At 58.6% G+C, this 17,114-nt stretch carries 22 protein-coding genes and 1 pseudogene; 12 read left to right on the top strand and 11 right to left on the bottom strand.

Annotation, left to right across the window (positions count from 1 at the left end; genetic code table 11):
- Positions 1-133: 133 nt before the first annotated feature.
- From tnpA to MJ8_RS14915, 7 genes and pseudogenes are all read left to right on the top strand, one after another.
- A pseudogene (gene tnpA / locus MJ8_RS32795) lies at positions 134-295 on the top strand (IS66 family insertion sequence element accessory protein TnpA); the annotation flags it as partial.
- Between the two features lie 30 nt (positions 296-325).
- Positions 326-1,765 (top strand): IS21-like element helper ATPase IstB, encoded by a 1,440-nt coding sequence (gene istB, locus MJ8_RS14935; RefSeq protein ID WP_201415073.1) that lies wholly within the window; start codon positions 326-328, stop codon positions 1,763-1,765.
- Positions 1,766-1,910: 145 nt separating this feature from the next.
- Positions 1,911-2,465: an IS66 family transposase gene (locus MJ8_RS32550; protein ID WP_263649673.1), complete on the top strand. Its 555-nt coding sequence runs from the start codon at positions 1,911-1,913 to the stop codon at positions 2,463-2,465.
- Positions 2,413-3,273: an IS66 family transposase gene (gene tnpC / locus MJ8_RS14930; RefSeq protein ID WP_263649672.1), complete on the top strand. Its 861-nt coding sequence runs from the start codon at positions 2,413-2,415 to the stop codon at positions 3,271-3,273. Before MJ8_RS32550 ends, tnpC begins: the two co-directional genes overlap by 53 nt.
- 132 nt (positions 3,274-3,405) lie before the next feature.
- On the top strand, positions 3,406-3,879 hold the full coding sequence (locus MJ8_RS32675; protein ID WP_201415072.1) for a hypothetical protein: 474 nt from the start codon (positions 3,406-3,408) through the stop codon (positions 3,877-3,879).
- Positions 3,879-4,331: a hypothetical protein gene (locus MJ8_RS14920; protein ID WP_201415071.1), complete on the top strand. Its 453-nt coding sequence runs from the start codon at positions 3,879-3,881 to the stop codon at positions 4,329-4,331. Before MJ8_RS32675 ends, MJ8_RS14920 begins: the two co-directional genes overlap by 1 nt.
- A gap of 70 nt (positions 4,332-4,401) precedes the next feature.
- Positions 4,402-4,956: a hypothetical protein gene (locus MJ8_RS14915; protein ID WP_201415070.1), complete on the top strand. Its 555-nt coding sequence runs from the start codon at positions 4,402-4,404 to the stop codon at positions 4,954-4,956.
- 256 nt (positions 4,957-5,212) lie between these two features.
- Here the strand turns inward: MJ8_RS14915 and MJ8_RS14910 are convergent, their stop codons facing one another.
- From MJ8_RS14910 to MJ8_RS14900, 3 genes are all read right to left on the bottom strand, one after another.
- Positions 5,213-6,058: a S1 family peptidase gene (locus MJ8_RS14910; RefSeq protein WP_201415069.1), complete on the bottom strand. Its 846-nt coding sequence runs from the start codon at positions 6,056-6,058 to the stop codon at positions 5,213-5,215.
- Between the two features lie 77 nt (positions 6,059-6,135).
- Positions 6,136-7,587 carry an SMODS domain-containing nucleotidyltransferase gene (locus tag MJ8_RS14905; RefSeq protein WP_201415068.1) on the bottom strand — a complete coding sequence of 484 codons (1,452 nt, stop codon included), beginning with the start codon at positions 7,585-7,587 and terminating at the stop codon, positions 6,136-6,138.
- Positions 7,587-7,982 carry a hypothetical protein gene (locus tag MJ8_RS14900; protein WP_201415067.1) on the bottom strand — a complete coding sequence of 132 codons (396 nt, stop codon included), beginning with the start codon at positions 7,980-7,982 and terminating at the stop codon, positions 7,587-7,589. Before MJ8_RS14900 ends, MJ8_RS14905 begins: the two co-directional genes overlap by 1 nt.
- An 802-nt stretch (positions 7,983-8,784) precedes the next feature.
- On the opposite strand from MJ8_RS14900, the gene MJ8_RS14895 reads away from it, so the two are divergent.
- Entirely contained in the window at positions 8,785-9,135 is a 351-nt protein-coding gene (locus tag MJ8_RS14895) for a hypothetical protein (protein WP_201415066.1), read from the top strand.
- A gap of 22 nt (positions 9,136-9,157) precedes the next feature.
- Here the strand turns inward: MJ8_RS14895 and MJ8_RS14890 are convergent, their stop codons facing one another.
- Positions 9,158-9,574, bottom strand: a complete 417-nt coding sequence (locus MJ8_RS14890) for a hypothetical protein (protein WP_210345625.1) — start codon at positions 9,572-9,574, stop codon at positions 9,158-9,160.
- Between the two features lie 215 nt (positions 9,575-9,789).
- Between MJ8_RS14890 and MJ8_RS32315 the strand changes: the two genes are divergently transcribed.
- Complete coding sequence (locus MJ8_RS32315; protein ID WP_225248266.1) at positions 9,790-10,083, top strand: hypothetical protein; 294 nt, start codon at positions 9,790-9,792, stop codon at positions 10,081-10,083.
- Between the two features lie 224 nt (positions 10,084-10,307).
- Here MJ8_RS32315 and MJ8_RS14875 read toward each other — a convergent pair whose 3' ends face one another.
- Genes MJ8_RS14875 through MJ8_RS14865 form a run of 3 tightly spaced genes read right to left on the bottom strand, consistent with a single transcriptional unit; the run spans position 10,308 to position 10,946 of the window.
- The gene (locus tag MJ8_RS14875; protein ID WP_201415065.1) at positions 10,308-10,556 is read right to left on the bottom strand and encodes a hypothetical protein; all 249 of its coding nucleotides are present in this window, start codon (positions 10,554-10,556) and stop codon (positions 10,308-10,310) included.
- Positions 10,553-10,732: a hypothetical protein gene (locus MJ8_RS14870; RefSeq protein WP_201415064.1), complete on the bottom strand. Its 180-nt coding sequence runs from the start codon at positions 10,730-10,732 to the stop codon at positions 10,553-10,555. Before MJ8_RS14870 ends, MJ8_RS14875 begins: the two co-directional genes overlap by 4 nt.
- Positions 10,722-10,946, bottom strand: coding sequence for a hypothetical protein (locus tag MJ8_RS14865; RefSeq protein ID WP_201415063.1), 225 nt, complete (start codon positions 10,944-10,946; stop codon positions 10,722-10,724). The genes MJ8_RS14870 and MJ8_RS14865 overlap by 11 nt, the downstream gene beginning before the upstream one ends.
- On the opposite strand from MJ8_RS14865, the gene MJ8_RS14860 reads away from it, so the two are divergent.
- A complete protein-coding gene (locus MJ8_RS14860; protein ID WP_201415062.1) occupies positions 10,945-11,526 on the top strand; it encodes a hypothetical protein in 582 nt (193 codons plus the stop codon). The two genes, MJ8_RS14865 and MJ8_RS14860, sit on opposite strands and share 2 nt — an antisense overlap.
- Positions 11,527-11,786: 260 nt before the next feature.
- On the opposite strand, the gene MJ8_RS14855 is transcribed toward MJ8_RS14860, so the two are convergent.
- A complete protein-coding gene (locus MJ8_RS14855; RefSeq protein WP_201415061.1) occupies positions 11,787-12,968 on the bottom strand; it encodes a hypothetical protein in 1,182 nt (393 codons plus the stop codon).
- A 995-nt stretch (positions 12,969-13,963) separates the two neighbouring features.
- On the opposite strand from MJ8_RS14855, the gene MJ8_RS14850 reads away from it, so the two are divergent.
- Complete coding sequence (locus MJ8_RS14850; RefSeq protein WP_225248311.1) at positions 13,964-14,419, top strand: DUF4145 domain-containing protein; 456 nt, start codon at positions 13,964-13,966, stop codon at positions 14,417-14,419.
- Positions 14,420-14,735: 316 nt separating this feature from the next.
- Here the strand turns inward: MJ8_RS14850 and MJ8_RS14845 are convergent, their stop codons facing one another.
- Complete coding sequence (locus MJ8_RS14845; RefSeq protein WP_201415059.1) at positions 14,736-15,005, bottom strand: hypothetical protein; 270 nt, start codon at positions 15,003-15,005, stop codon at positions 14,736-14,738.
- Between the two features lie 254 nt (positions 15,006-15,259).
- Between MJ8_RS14845 and MJ8_RS14840 the strand changes: the two genes are divergently transcribed.
- Entirely contained in the window at positions 15,260-15,562 is a 303-nt protein-coding gene (locus tag MJ8_RS14840; protein ID WP_201415058.1) for a hypothetical protein, read from the top strand.
- A 422-nt stretch (positions 15,563-15,984) separates the two neighbouring features.
- Here the strand turns inward: MJ8_RS14840 and MJ8_RS14835 are convergent, their stop codons facing one another.
- Complete coding sequence (locus MJ8_RS14835) at positions 15,985-16,773, bottom strand: hypothetical protein (RefSeq protein WP_201415057.1); 789 nt, start codon at positions 16,771-16,773, stop codon at positions 15,985-15,987.
- Between the two features lie 7 nt (positions 16,774-16,780).
- Positions 16,781-17,047 carry a hypothetical protein gene (locus tag MJ8_RS14830; RefSeq protein ID WP_201415056.1) on the bottom strand — a complete coding sequence of 89 codons (267 nt, stop codon included), beginning with the start codon at positions 17,045-17,047 and terminating at the stop codon, positions 16,781-16,783.
- Positions 17,048-17,114 lie beyond the last annotated feature (67 nt).

Below are 17,114 nucleotides of genomic sequence, written 5' to 3'. Positions count from 1 at the left end.
CACGTTGCGAAATCTCCATATAACTCATTGAAAACCCACCGCTCGACCGCAGCACAATGTGCGCCCTTTTATCTTGCCATCCCTCGGTTGTTGGTGTGAGCGTCCGGTCCCTGCACATATTTGAAGTAGTGCAATCTCGCGTCATGTCGGGTTCCTTCTTATCAAGGAGGATGATCTTCGATGGCGCGCCGCTCCTGGGCCGGCCAACAGCCCCTATTGGTCGTCGCAGGTCGCGAGCTGGCTCAGCAGCAATCTCAGTGCGCAGGAATTCTGCCGCCAGCGCGATCTCTCGATCAGAACTTTCGATCTGTGGATGCACCATCTGGTGAGCAGTGACGACCTGCGCAAGCGTGCGGAAAAGCTGCAGAATTTGCGCCGGAAGAAGACCGGACGGCAGCGCAAGACGCAGCAACCGAAGCGCCCGCAGAGGCGGCCGCGCTATCGCTACGGCAAGCGCACGGACAGCGGCCCGGTTGCTTTGCGGGCGTTCTGGAGCATGCATGTCGAGGCACTGAACTGGAGCGGCCTGGGCCATGCCGAGTACGCCGCCGCGCTCGGACTTTCGCGACATGCGCTGCGGATCTGGCGCGATCGGCTCGAGGAATCCGGCGACGAAATGGACTGGCGATCGCTGCTTCATCCGAGTGCCCGAGCCCTATTAAGCAGCGCTGCTAATTGCGCACGGCGCCAATACCGCTTGACACCCGAGGCGATGGACGGGCGATCGCACCGGCGCAGCTTCACCGAAGAGCAGAAGCGGGCAATCGTTGCGGAGACCGAGAGACCCGGCGTTGTCGTCGCGCGGGTCTGCCGCCGCCATGGCATTGCCACCAGCATGGCCTTCCGCTGGCGGGAGGAGTTCGGCCTGACCGCCCGCAAGGCGCCAGAACTGGCGCTGGTCGAGCTCGCCGATGGAGCAGAAAACGAGCCGCCGGCGCTCGTCGCGTTGCGGAATCTCGTGCGGCCGCCGGACGGCATGGTGGCGATCGAGCTGGATGATGGGCAGCGCGTGTTCGCGCTGGCGGGCGCGTCTGCGGCTGCGGTCAAGCGGCACCTGGCCGAGTTGATCGAAGAGGGTGTACGCGAGCAGTTGAGGCTTGCGGCGTTCCTTGAACGCATCGCCGAGAGCGAGACTTCGGTGCGCGAGGAGAAGCGGGTCAAAAACTGGCTGAAGCAAAGCCGGTTGCCGATCGGGCGCACGTTGGAAGGCTTTGACTTTCTGTTCAATCGCAGCATCGAGCGCGCCAAGATCGAGATGCTGGCAACCTGCGAGTTCGTGCGCTGCAGGGAGACGATCCTGCTGCTTGGCCCGCCCGGCACGGGCAAGACGCATCTTTCCGCGGCGATCGGCGTCAAGGCCGTGCAGAACCGTTTCTCGACGCTGTTCATGGAAGCCGATGAACTGATCGAAAGCATGCGACGTGCCAGGGAGCCGGCGGCCGGCATACGCAAGCCGCGTTATCTGAGCGTGCCGTTGCTCATCATCGACGAACTGGGCTTCCAGGCGCTCGACCGGCGTGATGCGCACCGCCTGTTCCAGGTCGTCAACTACCGCTACGAGCGCTCCAGCACGCTCATCACCTCGAACAAATCCATCACCGAGTGGCCGGCCATGCTGGCCGGCGACGAAGCACTTGCCGCTGCCATCCTCGACCGGCTTTTGCACCATTGTCACGTCATCCAGACAGACGGTCCCAGCTATCGGCTTCGCCATATCGAGCAGCGGCTCATGGCCCAAATCGACGTGGATACGGCCCGTGCGTGACACCTTAATCCTCCACCGACGTGCGCGAGCAGCCCGCCGAAGCCAGACTCGTGTGGGTCGCTCCGGCGGGCTGCTCGTCTGCGTCGCCATCAACGCCAGCCCCGTCGTGCGGAAAACTTCCTGTTGCCCAAATGCGGAAATCTTCGTGCTGCTTGACAGCGCTCGCGCTGGAAGAGCTCGACGCCGTATCGCACGCATCCAGGAGAGCCGTCCGTTCGTCGGCAAGCCGTCGGCCGAGCGGCCTTCGCATCGCAAGCCGCTGCCCGATCATCTGCCGCGCGAGGATGTTCTGGTCGATGTCGACGACATGACCTGCGCTTGCTGCGGCGGTGCGCTGCATGCCATCGGCGAAAGCGTCAGCGAGATGCTGGACTGGATTCCAACGCAGCTTCGCGTGATCAGGACGACGCGGCCAAAATATGCCTGCCGGACTTGCGAGACGGTGGTGCAGGCGCCGGCACCGGAGCGGCCGATCGCTGGCGGCCTGGCGACGCCGGCGCTGCTGGCGCAGGTGCTGGTCAGCAAATATTGCGATCACACGCCGCTCTATCGACAGTCGCAGATCTTCGCCCGCAATGGCGTCGAGCTTCCGCGCTCGACCCTCGCCGGTTGGGTCGGCGGCGCGTGCTGGTGGCTGGAAGCCCTGCATGAGCGGCTGGCGAAGAACATCTTCGCCTCGCACCATCTTTTTTGCCGATGACACACCGGTCCCGGTGCTCGATCCCGGCCGCGGCCGCACCAAGACCGGCAGGCTGTGGGTATACGCCCGCGAGCAGAGGCCATGGGGCGGACCGGAGCCGCCAGCGGCGATCTACATGTTTGCGCCGGATCGCAAGGCTGAACGTCCGGGCTCGCATCTCGAGCACTTCAAGGGCGTCCTTCATGTTGACGGATACGCCGGGCTCGAGCGTCTTACCGGCAAGGGAGACATCGCTCTGGCTGCCTGCTGGGCGCATACGCGGCGCAAGTTCTACGAAGTTGCGCAAGCAACCAATGCGCCGATCGCGGTGGAAGCCTTGCGACGGGTCGGCGAACTCTATGCCGTCGAGACCGATGTTCGCGGCCAATCGCCGGGGCATCGGCTTGCAGCCAGGCGCAGCCGCTCCAAACCATCGTCGACGCCATGCGGATCTAGCTCGAAGCGCAGCTGCCGTTGTTGCCAGGTCGCAGCACCCTCGCTGAAGCCGCCCCGCTATGCGCTCTCGCGCTGGGACGGCCTGACCCGTCTCCTGTACGACGGCCGCATCGAGCTCGACACCAATCCGGTCGAGCGCGCGATCAGACCTATCGCGCTCGGCCGCAAGAACCATCTCTTCGCGGGCAGTGATGGCGGTGGTCATCGCTGGGCCGTACTTTGCTCGTTGATCGAAACATGCAAGCTCAACAACGTCGAGCCGTATGCCTGGCTGCGTGATGTACTCATCCGCATGGTCGACGGTCACCCGGTAAACCGGCTCGATGAACACCTGCCCTGGGCCTGGAAAGTCGGAAATCCTGTCAAGACTTGAGCGACGTGTAACGACCGGACGCTTACGGGCTTGGGCGCTGCTGGGGCGCGAAGCCCAGAACCTCGCGCCACTTTTTTTCGGCGGCTTAGGCGCCGGCAGCGCGGTGAAGCCGCGGAGCGTCGCACGGACGATATGCAGTCCGCCGTGCCGCATCTCGATGCAGCGGGCCTCGACGATGTGATGGATGGCCTGAAGGTTGTCCTCGACCTTGGGGTAGCGATCGACGGCGATGCAGACCTGCATGCCATCCCAGACGAACCAAACGGCTATCCGGTCGTCATCCGCTGGACGATCGCGAAGGGTGCATTCATCGGGTTCCTGACCGGCCTCGGTTACTCCTCGGCCGAGATTGAGCGTCGCATGGCGGACGGCACCAGCGCCGCCACCGTGCGCCGGCAATGGAAGAACTGGGGCCTGCCGCTGCATGAAGTCGGCGGCCCGAAGCATCGCCGCATCTCGGTCAACCTGACCTTCCGTGAGCGCGCCAAGCTCGCCCGCCAGGCGAAGAAGCGCGGATTAACAGGCGAGGAATATCTTCGCCGGATCAACGTCTGCGCGATTCGAGACGACATGTACGATGCAACCACAGATGGTGAGTTCGATTGATGGCCGGCTGGACACCGACGCTCGTTAAAAACGCCATGGTGCACGCGTTCGAGGTGCTGCTCGACACTACTGGCCAGGTCGGTCCGGACTGGTTCAAGAACAACTGGCCGGAATATCGGGTCGAGTTCTCGGACGAGGTCAACCAACACCAGGAGGGCGCCGCCCGCACCGTCACGCGAGTGCGCGTGCAGCGCACCGCGCGCGACAGCTCTCGGATGGAAAAGGTGCTGATCGGCGACCGCGGCATGCCGAATTGGGGCCGATACGTCGAAGCCGAGCCGGCCGCGCGCCGGGCGCCGGTAACCTGGTGCTTTTGGGCGATTCGTGGGCGCCATACCGAGGTAGAGTGCCAGCGCCGCGGATGGGCTTACTCGACATTTCGGCGGCGGCGCGACAAGGCCGCTGCGCTAATCTCAACCAGATTGAACGCTGCTGGCGTCGTCCCTTGGTGACGTCCCCATTGACTTTCTGGCCTCGTGCGCGCGCTATTATATTAGAAACTATACATAGGGAGGGCATTCCATGAAGAATTTCATTGCAATACTTGGCCCGTTCGCCCGCCGGCTTCTTGGAGCGAGTGTCTGCCTGTTTGTAGTAAGCGCCGGACATTGCGCGTTCGCAGCAGAGTTGATCAAGAATGGGAGCTTCGACGATCCTGGTTGTACGAGCGGCAAGGCGGCGGGCTGCAAGTATTGGGTCTTCAAAGGCAACTCGGCCGTCAATGATGATTCCCACAGTGGCAAGCTTGGCGCCAGCGTCGGCGGATTGGGCTCGGGCACCGGAAGCATCAGGCAGACGGTCGCTCTGAACGAGGGTCGCTACACCTTTTCATTCTGGTATATACCCCGACAAAAAGTGGCTGGTAAGACTCCAGCTATCGCCAAAATTGCGGGTAGAATTGTTTTCGCAACGATGCTCGGATCAGAGCAGCCGGACACGCATTGGTCCAAAGCCGAGGTGGTCGTCTATATTTCCGAGAAGGACGAGGGGGAACGGCAAGTCGAGTTTTTTGCGGACAATGCCCCCGATTACTCCGGCCCATTGTTCGACATCGACGACGTCAGCCTAACAAGATGAGCAGGCTCTCATGCTGCGCGAAGGCGGCCGCGCAGCTGGGCTTATTCGACGTTTCGCCGACGACGGGACAATGCCGCTCAAGTCATCGCCGCGAGTCTCAACCGTGAAGGCGTGTCAGCCTGGTAGTGAAAGAAGCAACCCATCTTGAGCGTCTCCGCATTGATCAGTGTCAATGCCGACGGCGCCACAATCATTCGAGCGCTCGCTCAGCCAGAACGTTTGCCGAGGTCCGGCGCGGCCGTTTTGGCATTACTGCTCAAAGGCGCCCACCGGCATCCATCTCCTGAATAAGCCTGTCGAAAGTGAGAATTTCGGTCGATCTAATCACTTGGCCCAAATGCATCATGGACGCGAACTGGAATGTCGGCCGCCTTGCCAGCTGGATTTCGCCCAGGTTGTTTATAGTGGGCCCGGCATAGAGAATGCCTACAAACCACAGCTTGACCCTGCCAATTTCTAGTGTGGCCGAACCACGATCCAGCCCCCCGTTTGGATCGTAGACAAAGACAGGCGACCCAGACGAGCCAGGAAAGCACGCGAGGTCAATCAGAAACTCACTCTTGCCTTGGTATTTTTTTGTTATGTCTGTCGCGGTTGATCCACTGCGCGCTATGGGCATGTTATTTGCAGTATCGAAAAGGCCGTTTGGGCACCCAATCATCGTGATCTTCTCGATCACATCGAACTTCGCCCAAATCTCATCGGTGGGAATGGCCGCTTTCTCCAGGGCAACGTAAAACAGCGGCCTCCCGCTCAAACGCATCATATTAAGGGTTTGGCCCATCGCGATGGCGCAAAGATCAATGTCTGGGTTGGGATGCGCGATCACACTCCCCTCTCCAATATTCATAAAGACGTTGAAAAACTCACCATCATTGACCGGAGATCCATCTCCGCCGTTCTTGTGAAAAGTCAGTCCAATGCGATCCGCTCCTTCCATGACGTGTTTGTTTGTCACGAGCAGGTGGACATCGCGGGTGCGGTCTTGGGCAAGGTGCACCACGTAGAAAAAGCCGGTCCCTGTTTGCAAAGGCCGGGGACCAGAGAACGTCGCCACTTTGGTAGCGCAATAGAACATCTGCTCAGCGAGGCTGAGTGCCATCACTCTTTCCCTTCTTCAACAACTGGCCCCCACTACAGCGAACTGGCTGGCATCTGCAGGTCTCTGCTCAAGCCGGCCTATTCCACCGCGACCAAGAATGGTTCGCTCTTTCCGATTTGAATGTTGCCCCTCTTCCGAATGACGAACGCTTCGGCCACATGGACCCCTCGATATTCGAGGCGCTCCCAGCGATAGCCTCGGGTATCGGACGGGTAGAACTCTCCGCGTAGCGCATTGTGGGCCCGGGCCACCCGACCAGTGTTAGTTATTCTCCATTGAACATCGTATTCTTCGCCGATCAGCGGCAGGCCGTTGGCGGCAGTGGCCCGAAATTGGACCCAGCGACCTGGCGGCAAAATGTCCGCTGAATTGATGTCTCTCAATTTGTTGAAACCACGCGACGCGTACAGCTCCGCCTTCACAACGACCGACATGGACGGGGTCGGAGACACTTGCCACGTCGGACGTCTCATATGAGGGAGGTTTCTAATGCCTCTGGGGATGACTTGTGCTCCGAAGCGCCCGAGCAGGGTGACCAAGTCGCCGGATGTGTCCGCTATCGCACCGAAGACTTGGCGCGCGCTCGCAACAGCCGTCTTGGAAACTTCGACAGCCTCCTCAAGCACCACGTCTTTCGCAAAGGCTTCACCGAAAACGCGCTGCCACTTGCCGATGCTTTCACTCCGGTCGGTTTCGGCAAATGCGTCGTCGATCCAACCTCTGTAGCGGTGGATCACCGTTCGCAGGTTGGCGTACTGGTCCTGCGTCATGTCTGATGCGAAGTCTTCACCATAGAGACACGGGTTGCTGACCATTGGCTTCACTTCGCGCGCCTGAAGCCAATCGTCCAAGCGATCAAAAATTGTCTTCAAAGTGGTCGGTGTGTCGGCGACGTTTGCTGAATTCTGGTCGAAGGCCGATACTCGCTCCCCCAGCAGCGTGGTGAGCATAATTGACGTACACTTGAACGTGCCTTTGATGTCGCGCAGATACTTAATGAGGCGAGTGACTTTCCGGAAGCTATTGCTTCCTGACCAAGTGTTTCGCTGAATAAGCCAGGACGTATACTCTTCCGGAGCTGACTTCTCGAACTGGTTGGTGTTTCTGTTGCAAACTTCGATGCTGCCAGCATAAGCGCGTCCGATCACGCAAGGGGCGATATCGATCTTTTTGTCGTTTGCATATGAAATTGTGACACAATGAGAATAGCGGCGCACCATGTCGCCGTATGTGGAGCTTGCCTTGAATTCCCAATAAAGCTCGTCGATGTAGTTCGTCGCCTCCCAGCCCTCGACCGGCGAAACCATGACCAGAAGATCGGCGTCAAACTCTCCCGCGTCGACGGGCTTTATGATGGTCTTGTGAGCCCAAGAACCCTGGCCCACCCATCTGACAATCTTTGGTTCCCAATCACTTTCGCGGACAAACTTCTTGATCGCATCGATGCTCGTTTCCAGACTGTCGACACGAGTCTGGTTGAGATTGACCTCGTCGTTGAGGAAATTCCTAAACAGGTCGACGTGTTTCATTACGCCGCCTGCGGTTTCTGTTTGATCTGCTGTAAGTTGGCGACGTATTCGGCCCAAAGGCTGTTGAGTCGCTTCTCCGACAACGAATAGGTGTAGGGCACCCCCTCCGGAGCACTTTCGACAGCCAGGTTGTATTCTCCCATAAGCAGGATTACGTCGGTAAGGGGAAAGTTGCCCGCTCGGGCTAGTTGAAGCCTCATCCGAACGCTTTCGATGTCACGGGCGGCGTTCCGATGACCTAAATAGGCCCCGAGAACGTCTGAAGAGAACGCGAATACGAGCAGGGCAAGAAAGATTCGGAGTATTGTCAGGGTTGTAGCCTTATCAGTAAAAGGCAGGGCAGCGAAGGCCATTAAGGCGAAGATGACAGCGAAGACGACCAGCACGCCAAGCATTGCGTTGGCGCTTAAGCCCTGGAGATGGCCGCTGAGATTCTTCGAGCATCTCCCCCAGTCTCGCTGGTCCGGGCGACGATGCTGTCGCGAAGTAGTCTGATTTCTGATGCTCTGCCGCCTCCTCTTCCGTGACCGTCATCATACGTCTGAACGTCAGCGTCGCGTCTGGGGTTAATTCACCACCTAAGCCTCCTACCAACAATGCGGCTCGTCGCGCTGCTTGCGCCGCATTGCGTGTGCGCTGATATCCAACGAATGCCCGCCACCACAAAACAAGCAAAACAAAGCCCACAATCGAGAGGATGTAGACCCAGGTGTCGTTGGTGATTAGGACTGAAGCTGCCGCAGGCACGGCGATCGCCAATTGAAGCAAAAACAGCCAGACGCGCTTCTTGGATGCTTTAGCAAACTCGGCCCTTTGATAGCCGACAAGAGTCTCTGCAGAAATAGACAAAATTCGCTCCCACCGATCCGTCGAAGGACGGCAAACCCAGTGAGAACTGGTAAACGAGCCCTAGGCAGCGGAAAAGCACTAAGGTCGCTTTTCCCCACTATACTACTCCTGCCATCTTGAACCCTAGAAGGGTCACTCCTGCCCAAATGCCAAGTTCAGCTATTCGGCGACCCAACGATTTGGCCGGGGCTGCGCTGGGCTCCATGGTCGGCACGTGCTTCAAGTAGAGCTTCGGCTCGGGCGCCGGTTGAAGACGTCTCCGGCGACATGGTCATGCAACAGTCTCGCCGGGGCGCAGGCAAGACGCGGAGCGTGGGCCGATGTCGGCGCCACGCTTCGGAGGCCTTGATGATCTTCGGCATGCCGGTCGAACAGCTTATCCAGTTCGCCAACTTCCTCGGCCTTGTTCTCCTTGGCGTTCTGGCCGCCTTCGGACTGCGCTACAGGAAGAAGAACCCGATGCCGCTGGAGCATCAGCTCGAGGTCGCCGGCGCGCTGGTCGACAGCAAGGCCGTCAAGCAGCTTGCGGAAGCGATCGAGGCGCACACGCGCGAGGCTGGTGCGCAACGGACGGACGCCGAGAAGAGCCGGCAACTCGGGTATCGCCTGATCGAGGCGATCAACCACTTCACGGGCGAGGTGTCCGACCTCCGCCAGGAGATTCGCAACCAGACGATGGTAATTGCTCGCAGGAAGTGACCAGTCACGGCGCTTGCCAGCATCAAGGCCTAGTGCAGAGCTTTACATGATCTAGCCGGATATTCGGGTTCCCATTGTAGTCGCCGGATCCTGCCTTGCCGCCGGGACTGACAAAACTGGACGTATCAAAACTAGGTTGGAAACGAGGAATCAGGAGTACCCCAAGATCATTGTAACCAACTGGGCACGGCGCATCCTCATGCGCGAACGCCACTACGCCCTTTAGCGTGCCTGCAAGATTCGAGACGGCACTCGCGACGGCTTCGGAAACGTGCTTAGGCTCACTGTCAACTACGTCTTTCAATTTGCCTTTGAGCGTTTCGACTTGGCTCTGAAGCTCATCCACCGTATCTACAGGATCGTCGCCAACATACTTTGGCCAAAGCAATGTCAGGCTTGTTCCACTCCCATCCACCTCAACGGCCATGACTTGCGTCACATGCCGCTCAAGGACCGGCGCGAGGTGCTACAGGCGCTTGTTCCGGCCGGCGGCGCATCCAGTTCAGCGAGGCGCTGCCTGGCACGGGCGACGCTGTCTACCATCTCGCCTGCGAGGCAAACCTCGAAGGCATCGTCTCGAAGCGGCTGGACAGCATCTATCGCAGCGGCCCGACGACGATCTGGCGCAAGATCAAATGCTTCGACGAGAAGGTGATGGAGATCATCGGCGTGCAGCGCGAGCGCGGCAAGTCGGCAATGGTGCTAATGGCCGACAAGGGCCGTTACATGGGCGGCGCCTTCGTCACCTTCAAGGCGGACAAGCGTCAGGCGCTATGGGCCCGGGTGCAAGGCAAGGTCGGCGCGCCGCCGCCCAAGGGCCTGAGAAAGGAAAAGGCGGAGTGGCTGAAGCCGGGACTTTCGGGCAGAGTGCGGTTTCTCAAGGGCGAAGAGACGCTTCGCCACGCAATGCTGAAGGACTTCTGGGAGGACGATGATGGCGGTCGCTAAGAGGGACCAAGAGCGCGTCACCTATCCTTGGATGTACGGCCAGCAGGCGCGCAAGGACGGCAAGGAACGCATCGCGCCGTAATATTGGGCGGAATATGCGGAAGCGTGGCTGCAGGGCTTCGACGGCGCGCCGCTCGGTAGCGAACCGAAGCCGGTGAGCGACCAGTTGGAAGCCGAGTTCGACGATAGCGCGGTGTCAAAGCGGGGATAGGTCGGAACACTTATCAGGGCTTCGGCCGGCCGGCCCGGATCATCGCCCGCGCGATCGCCAGCTCTGCTTCCACCTTGGCGTTTTCCTTCTGCGTCATGTTGTCGGCTGCGATCAGTCGACGAAGCGATTGTTTGATCTCCTCGCGGTTCCAGCCTGCCTCGATCATGCAATCAATGATCGCCTGAAAACCCGGCTCCATCGCCTCCTGACAGTCGACCACGCGGTCGGGATAATCGCCGGTGCGTCGTGGCTTTCTAATCAAAGGTAGGCCTCCCCGTCGCCGCGGTGCTCGTAGCAGAACCAGTGCGAAGCCTGTTTCGGCTTGGCAAATCCCCAGCCAGCATCCTTGCCGCAGCCTTCGTGGCCGCACAGATGGCCAAGCGGACCTCGTTCACGGCTCGGCGACTGTTCGCCTGGACGGCTGGGTTCATCGCTCATTTGCTAGATCCTGTTCGAAGTACTCTAGGATGATCACGTAACCAGCTTCGACCGGCATGCGCGGATCCTGGGTGGCGTCACGCATGATCACATCGTGCTCCGGCTGCCAGATGACATTGACGACGCGGCCGCCGTTCTCTGCGGCTTCGTTGAGCTTCATATGCAGCACCGTTGGGTTGTTCGGGCACGTCTCGACAGCATATCGCAGCGGCATGCGACATCTCCTCCACTCCAAAAAAGATTCCACAAACCGGCTTGACGGGCAAGGAATTTGTTCTCATTTCGTTCTCATGCCCGAGAGCTATGGCCCGAAGTACTGCGACTATCCGCTGTCGAACCTGATCGACACGCTGCGCATGGTCCGCGTGACCTGCCGCTATTGCAAGCGGCAGCACAATTACCAGCCTTCGGACCTGATCCAGATCTTCGGCGACGTCGATGTCGATTCGCTTGCTGAGCGGATGACATGCGAAACCGGCGGGCGGGATCACGGACGGCTCGACGTCGTGGCGTTCGTGCCTACCGGCCGCGAGGCCGTCGGTCTTCGCATCGGTCGCCTGGTGCAATCAAGGTCAATCGCGTGCCGGTTTGGCGGGAAGATCCGGCGTGAGCACCACACTAAGCACCACGGCAATCCTCTCTCGCTATCCGGCTGCCAAAATCATTGTCACATGCGAGAAATGCCGGATGCGAGCCAAATACGACAAGGCAGAGATGCTTGCGGCCGGCGGGGACAGGACGCTGACCGACCTCGGCGCCGAGATCGCCCGGCGCAGGGGCTGCAAGCGCATTGACGCTAACCTCCGCGACGTGAGGAAGATCTGCGGCGCAGTTTATGCCAATATAGGAGATGGATGTGTCTGACATCGTAGCTGCGCTGGATAAGCTGCTGGCGGACAACCCAGGTCCTGTCTCGATCGCCGCTGGAATCGCGGTCTTGCGTGCGATCGGTGCTCTACATTCGGATAGCGATCTTCAGTCATACATTGGCACGTTCGCGGCTGAGCGATCGCGGTCGATCTTATTTGACCTGACCACTAGCTCGTAGTGGCGGTTAATGTGGCCGCCTGGCGTCTTTCAATTCGTCGCTCTGTTGCTTGGCTTGTACTGCGGCGTGAGCACGAGCATTGATTGCGTTGATCCAACCTGAGGCCGCATCTTTGGTAGCCTTAACCGCGTCCTCCACCACCTTAAATCGTGCCCGCAACGCATCTGCCTCATGTGCGTCCTCCGGGACCTTCGAGACTGCAAGATCCAGCTCGTTCCGGATTCTCTCAGCATCTGCAACTGCAGCATCGGCATGTTGAGCCGCGTTCTGGTTGCTCTCGACTCCTTTGTCGCCAACTTCATTCTCCGCCATTCTTATCGCGGCTTCGGCGGACAAGACCGAGGCTGAGGCCGCTGCCAAGGCATCCTTCGCAACAGCGAGTCTCGCCTCTTTCGCAACTCCTAAAGACGTTTGAATGGCAAGCAAATCTCCAAGAGCTCGCTCATGAGCGGAGGGATCCCAGTGACCGAAGAAGCTCGGCACGCGTGGCGGAACGATGGCCGCATATCGCTTCCGACCATCGACGGCCGCCACGTCCTGCTGGTTGCTCCCATCCAAGAGCGCCTTCAAGTCTTTGGATAATGTTGCGTAGCATCCGGCTGCGTCATTGCAGGTGCCGTTAACACGATGCCACACTTCCCACCGCGGACGCACATCCGTTTGCAGTTCCGCCACCTCCACGCCGGCCTGGTCTGCAAACCCCACTTGACAGCTTGTCACAGCCGCCCTGTAAAGGAAATCTGCATATGCTTGCGCATAAGTATTTGGCTTCGTATTTGCTTTGAATGAACCAACGGTATTATCCTTGTCCTTCTGGAGGTTCTCTACAGGTTCTGGCGGATGCATACCAGGGAGGGAACTTTTCAAATCCGCTCCCAAAACTTCACCCGTGCCGACTGCTGCGCATTCGATGTGATTTATTTGTTTATCCAGGATCTCGTTAACTCTGAACATATACGTGTTGATACTCTGATCTATCAACGGCAACGCGTCTTTTAGAAGGCCCAGAATTTGCTCTCTGACCTCCTTTGGCAGACCGTCCACAAACTCGCGGGTTTTCTGATCTAGACCGACAGTGGCCTCCAGGTCGGCGCTCGCCTTGAAACCAAGATTGAGATCGATTGCGTGACTCGGGGTGCTGGCAATCCCGGCAGTGCAAGCTAAAATGAACGCTATCGTTCGACGCACCTGTCCCTCCGACAGTTCAAAATTCCTGTCTGTAGACAGTAATAGGTGAGAACCCGTCGGATGTAACACACACCTTGAAGGGCTCTGCGCCAGTGGCTCTAACGAACAGGCCGCCCGCTCCGAAGGCTGTAATCGTGGAAGTTCCCGTCTCGACTTTCCTATCGCCTCTGGGGAGGCCGAATAAGAAAACGCCGGTCCCTACTTCGTAGGATTTGCCAGTTGGACCAACGACTACGTATTGGATCGCGCCTGTTATATGTATGCTGAATTTCCGCCAATCGCTGTTTACAGTCTCACAAATGTAGCTGTCGGCCATTGCGACACTTGTTTGTGACGTCGCGACCAACACAGCGAAAGCTTTCGCTTTGTAGGACATCTTCTCCCCCCGATGCCTCTGACAACCGTATTGTCTCGTCAGAAGAGGATTAAGTGCAATCACAAGTCTGTGAGACTATTCAAACTTCCCGGTTTATCCACATCCGCTCGAAACACGCCGAAATTTCTTTGATCGCAGAGGTTATCCGTTCGGCCTGTCACGCCGGCTTCCTAATTTAGCCGATCTTGCGAACTGTCTCAGTCCACCCGAACGGGATTTGCGTCGGGGGGATTGTACGAGACGGGCTCCCGCTACTACCATTTCTCCAAATAAAATCAGGCACTTAGAAGCAACCGAGAGGTTGCAGGCGCCTGATTTTATGTTGCATCGTGTTGCAATCCACTACCGTTGATTTCCAGGGGTTTCCTGCGACTATCGGCAACTCCATGCGACATGAAACGCGACATAATGGGCGAATAGGATGCCATACTCTATAGGTGTCACAACAAACGCAGGATACCAACCCGGCGACAACCTTTTTGGTGTGGGTCGCTGCCCGCATTGTGACATCGCGAGCCCCAACTTAGTTCGTGTTTGGGCAGACCGTTGGCTAAAGTTCGGCGAGGAGCATTGGGCGGCGTTCCGTTGCAATACTTGCTCAGGAGTGTCGTCAGTGACGATGCGCTTTGATAGCGATGGCCGTATGTTTTCGACTGCGATCTTCCCTGCAGCTAAAATTGCCCACGAAGATATCCCCGATCCCGCCAGGAAGTTTCTACAGCAGGCTTATGAGACGCTGCACGCACCGGATGCTGCAGCGGTGATGGCTGGCAGCGCCGTGGATGCAATGCTCAAGGCCCACAAGCTCGTCGATGGAAGCCTCTATTCGCGAATCGACGACGCCCTAAAGCAGAATCTCCTTACAGATGGTATGGCTAAGTGGGCACACTCCGTACGCCTCGGCTCAAATCGTCCACGACACGCCGACGAAAAGCGACCGCACGTCTCGGCCGACGAGGCCAGACAGTCAGTGGAATTCGCGGAAGCTCTCGGCAACTTTCTCTTTGTCCTGACAGCCAAGATCGATCGCGGCATCAAAGCCGCCGAAGAAGCAGAGAAGAGTCCGGCCACATAGCAGCCGGGCTGTCGTAGGTCGGCCCCTTCAGATTACCAGCAACGTGCGCACGATCTGCTGTGCCAAGCGGACATTCGTCGTTAGCTGCTCATTGAAGTCGTTGTCCGTCTATGGCTTGGGCCTTGATGCGCAGGCCTTCTATCATCCGTTCCGGCACGCTCTCTATCTGCTTGACGATACTTGATGTGTGGTCTGTCGCTGCTTCCTATGCAATTCATCAGTCGCCACGAGCAGGCCGTCTTCATTCGGTCTCAGTAGCGCCTTCTCCTGCCGCCAAGCCTCATCAAGCTGCATGCCCAAGCGCACCAGATCCCGGTCAGGTGACGGTCGCCCCAAGTTCTCGAAAGAAACTGGATGAGCCGGAAGACTGGCGGGATGGATATGCGCCACCCAATGGGCATAGTGCCCAGGTTCGGCGAGACCGTTCATCGGCCAGTTCTTCCGCCAAGCGATTGACCTTTGTGACCGGCGTCTCGGTGGTCTCAGGCGCCGTGACGGCATTCGCATTTCCGTCAAAAGGAATGACTGACGCGGCGATCGCGGTGGTCGCTGCAAAAGCAGTTCTACGGCTGACGTGCTGGTTCATGATTGTCTTCGCGTCAGCTTCGATTGTGGGGGCCGTTGCGCGCCCTTCAACGGTCACCGAGTCGGGAGGTCTGGGGCGACCCGAACAACCGGCGAAGCTGCGTCGGCTATCCTTAGCCCGCTGCGGTGAGGTGGCACACATGTAGCGCGCTATCGGTCTGCAGACAATTTTATGTCCATTAGAACAAGCTTGAATAAGCGACGAGCTGCACCAGACTCGCCCTATGGCGAAGGACAGCATCAAAGGTCGGCGATATGGTTGCGATCGCGGCAACGATCCGCAAGCCCATCACTGAGGACCGGGTGAGCGTGCTGATCCCCTCCTACAGCCAGCCGCACTCGATCGTTGATCGGACACCGCACATCAGCAGCGGCCAGACGATCGAACTAACCGGCGAGGTCACACGGGTCGACGGCGACACCGTGACGGTCGGCGGCAAAGATCTTGGCATAACGGTCAAGGCGAGCACTGTGCGGGTGGTGACGAGCCACGTTCCGCCGAAGCGCAAGACGTCAAAGAAAAAGCCCGTCCCCAATGACCAAAGCAACGGGCCGTAGATGGGGTCTACCAAGGGCGAGCGGCCCGGAGGGGGACCGCTCATCGTGGAGACTCACCGTCTTGAATATTGCTCCTAGGTCCAACAGGAACATTTTAGCTGACTCGAATGTTTGTTTCTCATGGAGACGATGGACATTACCGAGTGCCGGGCCGCACTGCGATTGATCAAAGCGACGATCGAGGAGCATTGACCGCCCGGCGTGCTGATGAGAGAGGAGCAAGTGGGCGGGTATTACGGCCCGACGTTGCTCGACGAAGCGAAGGCACTGTCTGTGGCGATTGTTGCCACGGTGGAGCGGTTGTCGTTCGACGGCACCAAGCCGCCTGCGCCTAGCATCAAAGGTTAGCCAAAATTACTGGCGAGATACGGGTGAAAAGCCCGTCGGCAACGGCCCGTGGGATGCTCTGGCCAGTCCCGAAATCACGACGACGTTAGCCGCGTTGAGGGGTCTGTCTGCTCGATCAGATAATCGATGGCGAGGGTGGCTTCGGCCAATTCATCTCGTTGCATGGCAGCTTGGACTGGCAGAGAGGCAGCGTTGATGTTTGCCTCGATGGAATTGAGTGTGTGACGGATTTGGATGAATGCGGACAAGTTGCCTTGCCGGGGCCGGTCCGGCGACCGTGTAACCAGCCCGCGCAACTCACCGGCAGCCCTTTGCAATTGTTTCGATGCAGCACGAAAATCTTTGGGGGGAGACGCGCCGAACGAGATCACGGCGGTATCGGTTCCTTCTCCAAATTTGACTTGAGACCCGTCGGCTTCAGACATCTTTCTCAGGAAGGCGTCGCGATGCACTTCGATCAATCGATCTACCTCTGCCGCCTGCAACATGGCCGTTTGCTGCCCGATATATTGAGCTTGGCTCCGGGCCTCCTCGGCTTGCCGAGTGGAAACCTCTCTGTTCAGGCGAAACTCTTCCCGCGTGAGCCGCAACTCTTCGCTCTGCAACGCCAGTTCCTGAGACTGCACCATCGTCGCCACGAAAAGCCAAAGGAACGCCAGCGGCGCACACAGCCCAGCCAGAAAGTCGCCGAACGTGTTGAGAGAGGGAAAATCGAACGACTTGATTTGCAGTAGTCGATCAACGTCTGCGTCAGAAAGAGTGACCAAGATAGCCGCGAAGTAAATTCCCGTCGCCACCAGACCGAAATAGACCCAGCCGGAGGACCTTTGCCTGGCTCGAGGTTTTATGCTGGCTTCTACCATTGGATTTCTACTGTCTTCTGCCTGTACGATCCCGCTCTGCCATCCTCAGCAAGTTGCGAAGATGGTTCTCGATCAGGACGAGCGTTGCCAGCGTGCCGCATATGGCGGCGGCGAAGGCGAGGCCGATCACCAAACCCAAGGCGATGCCAAGCACCCCGTGTGCCGTGCCTTGCTCATACATATGCCGCCAGCCGGCGAGCCCGCCGCCAAGCGTTATGAGGACGGCGAAAGCCGCGTTGAACGTCGCGAGCGTGTCTGAAAGCAACCTAATCAACTGTAACCCCCACTCGTTTATTAGAAGATTGCCAAGTAATGCACCCTATGCAAGTATCTTGCTAGAG

Source organism: Mesorhizobium sp. J8, from assembly GCF_016591715.1.
GTDB lineage: Bacteria > Pseudomonadota > Alphaproteobacteria > Rhizobiales > Rhizobiaceae > Mesorhizobium.
The sequence above is the reverse complement of the archived record's forward strand: the minus strand, read 5'-3'. Positions and strand labels throughout refer to the sequence as shown.

Excerpts from the sequence above, each read along its gene's own strand:
- MJ8_RS14915 (WP_201415070.1), top strand. The coding sequence starts at position 4,402 with ATGAAGAATTTCATTGCAATACTTGGCCCGTTCGCCCGCCGGCTTCTT.
- MJ8_RS14870 (WP_201415064.1), bottom strand. The coding sequence starts at position 10,732 with ATGAGCGATGAACCCAGCCGTCCAGGCGAACAGTCGCCGAGCCGTGAA.
- MJ8_RS32315 (WP_225248266.1), top strand. The coding sequence starts at position 9,790 with ATGGAGATCATCGGCGTGCAGCGCGAGCGCGGCAAGTCGGCAATGGTG.
- MJ8_RS14850 (WP_225248311.1), top strand. The coding sequence starts at position 13,964 with ATGCGCTTTGATAGCGATGGCCGTATGTTTTCGACTGCGATCTTCCCT.
- MJ8_RS14920 (WP_201415071.1), top strand. The coding sequence starts at position 3,879 with ATGGCCGGCTGGACACCGACGCTCGTTAAAAACGCCATGGTGCACGCG.
- MJ8_RS32675 (WP_201415072.1), top strand. The coding sequence starts at position 3,406 with ATGCAGTCCGCCGTGCCGCATCTCGATGCAGCGGGCCTCGACGATGTG.
- MJ8_RS14910 (WP_201415069.1), bottom strand. The coding sequence starts at position 6,058 with ATGGCACTCAGCCTCGCTGAGCAGATGTTCTATTGCGCTACCAAAGTG.
- MJ8_RS14865 (WP_201415063.1), bottom strand. The coding sequence starts at position 10,946 with ATGCCGCTGCGATATGCTGTCGAGACGTGCCCGAACAACCCAACGGTG.
- MJ8_RS14900 (WP_201415067.1), bottom strand. The coding sequence starts at position 7,982 with ATGCTTGGCGTGCTGGTCGTCTTCGCTGTCATCTTCGCCTTAATGGCC.
- MJ8_RS14860 (WP_201415062.1), top strand. The coding sequence starts at position 10,945 with ATGCGACATCTCCTCCACTCCAAAAAAGATTCCACAAACCGGCTTGAC.
- MJ8_RS14835 (WP_201415057.1), bottom strand. The coding sequence starts at position 16,773 with ATGGTAGAAGCCAGCATAAAACCTCGAGCCAGGCAAAGGTCCTCCGGC.
- tnpC (WP_263649672.1), top strand. The coding sequence starts at position 2,413 with ATGAGCGGCTGGCGAAGAACATCTTCGCCTCGCACCATCTTTTTTGCC.
- MJ8_RS14905 (WP_201415068.1), bottom strand. The coding sequence starts at position 7,587 with ATGAAACACGTCGACCTGTTTAGGAATTTCCTCAACGACGAGGTCAAT.
- MJ8_RS14840 (WP_201415058.1), top strand. The coding sequence starts at position 15,260 with ATGGTTGCGATCGCGGCAACGATCCGCAAGCCCATCACTGAGGACCGG.
- MJ8_RS14845 (WP_201415059.1), bottom strand. The coding sequence starts at position 15,005 with ATGAACCAGCACGTCAGCCGTAGAACTGCTTTTGCAGCGACCACCGCG.
- MJ8_RS14895 (WP_201415066.1), top strand. The coding sequence starts at position 8,785 with ATGATCTTCGGCATGCCGGTCGAACAGCTTATCCAGTTCGCCAACTTC.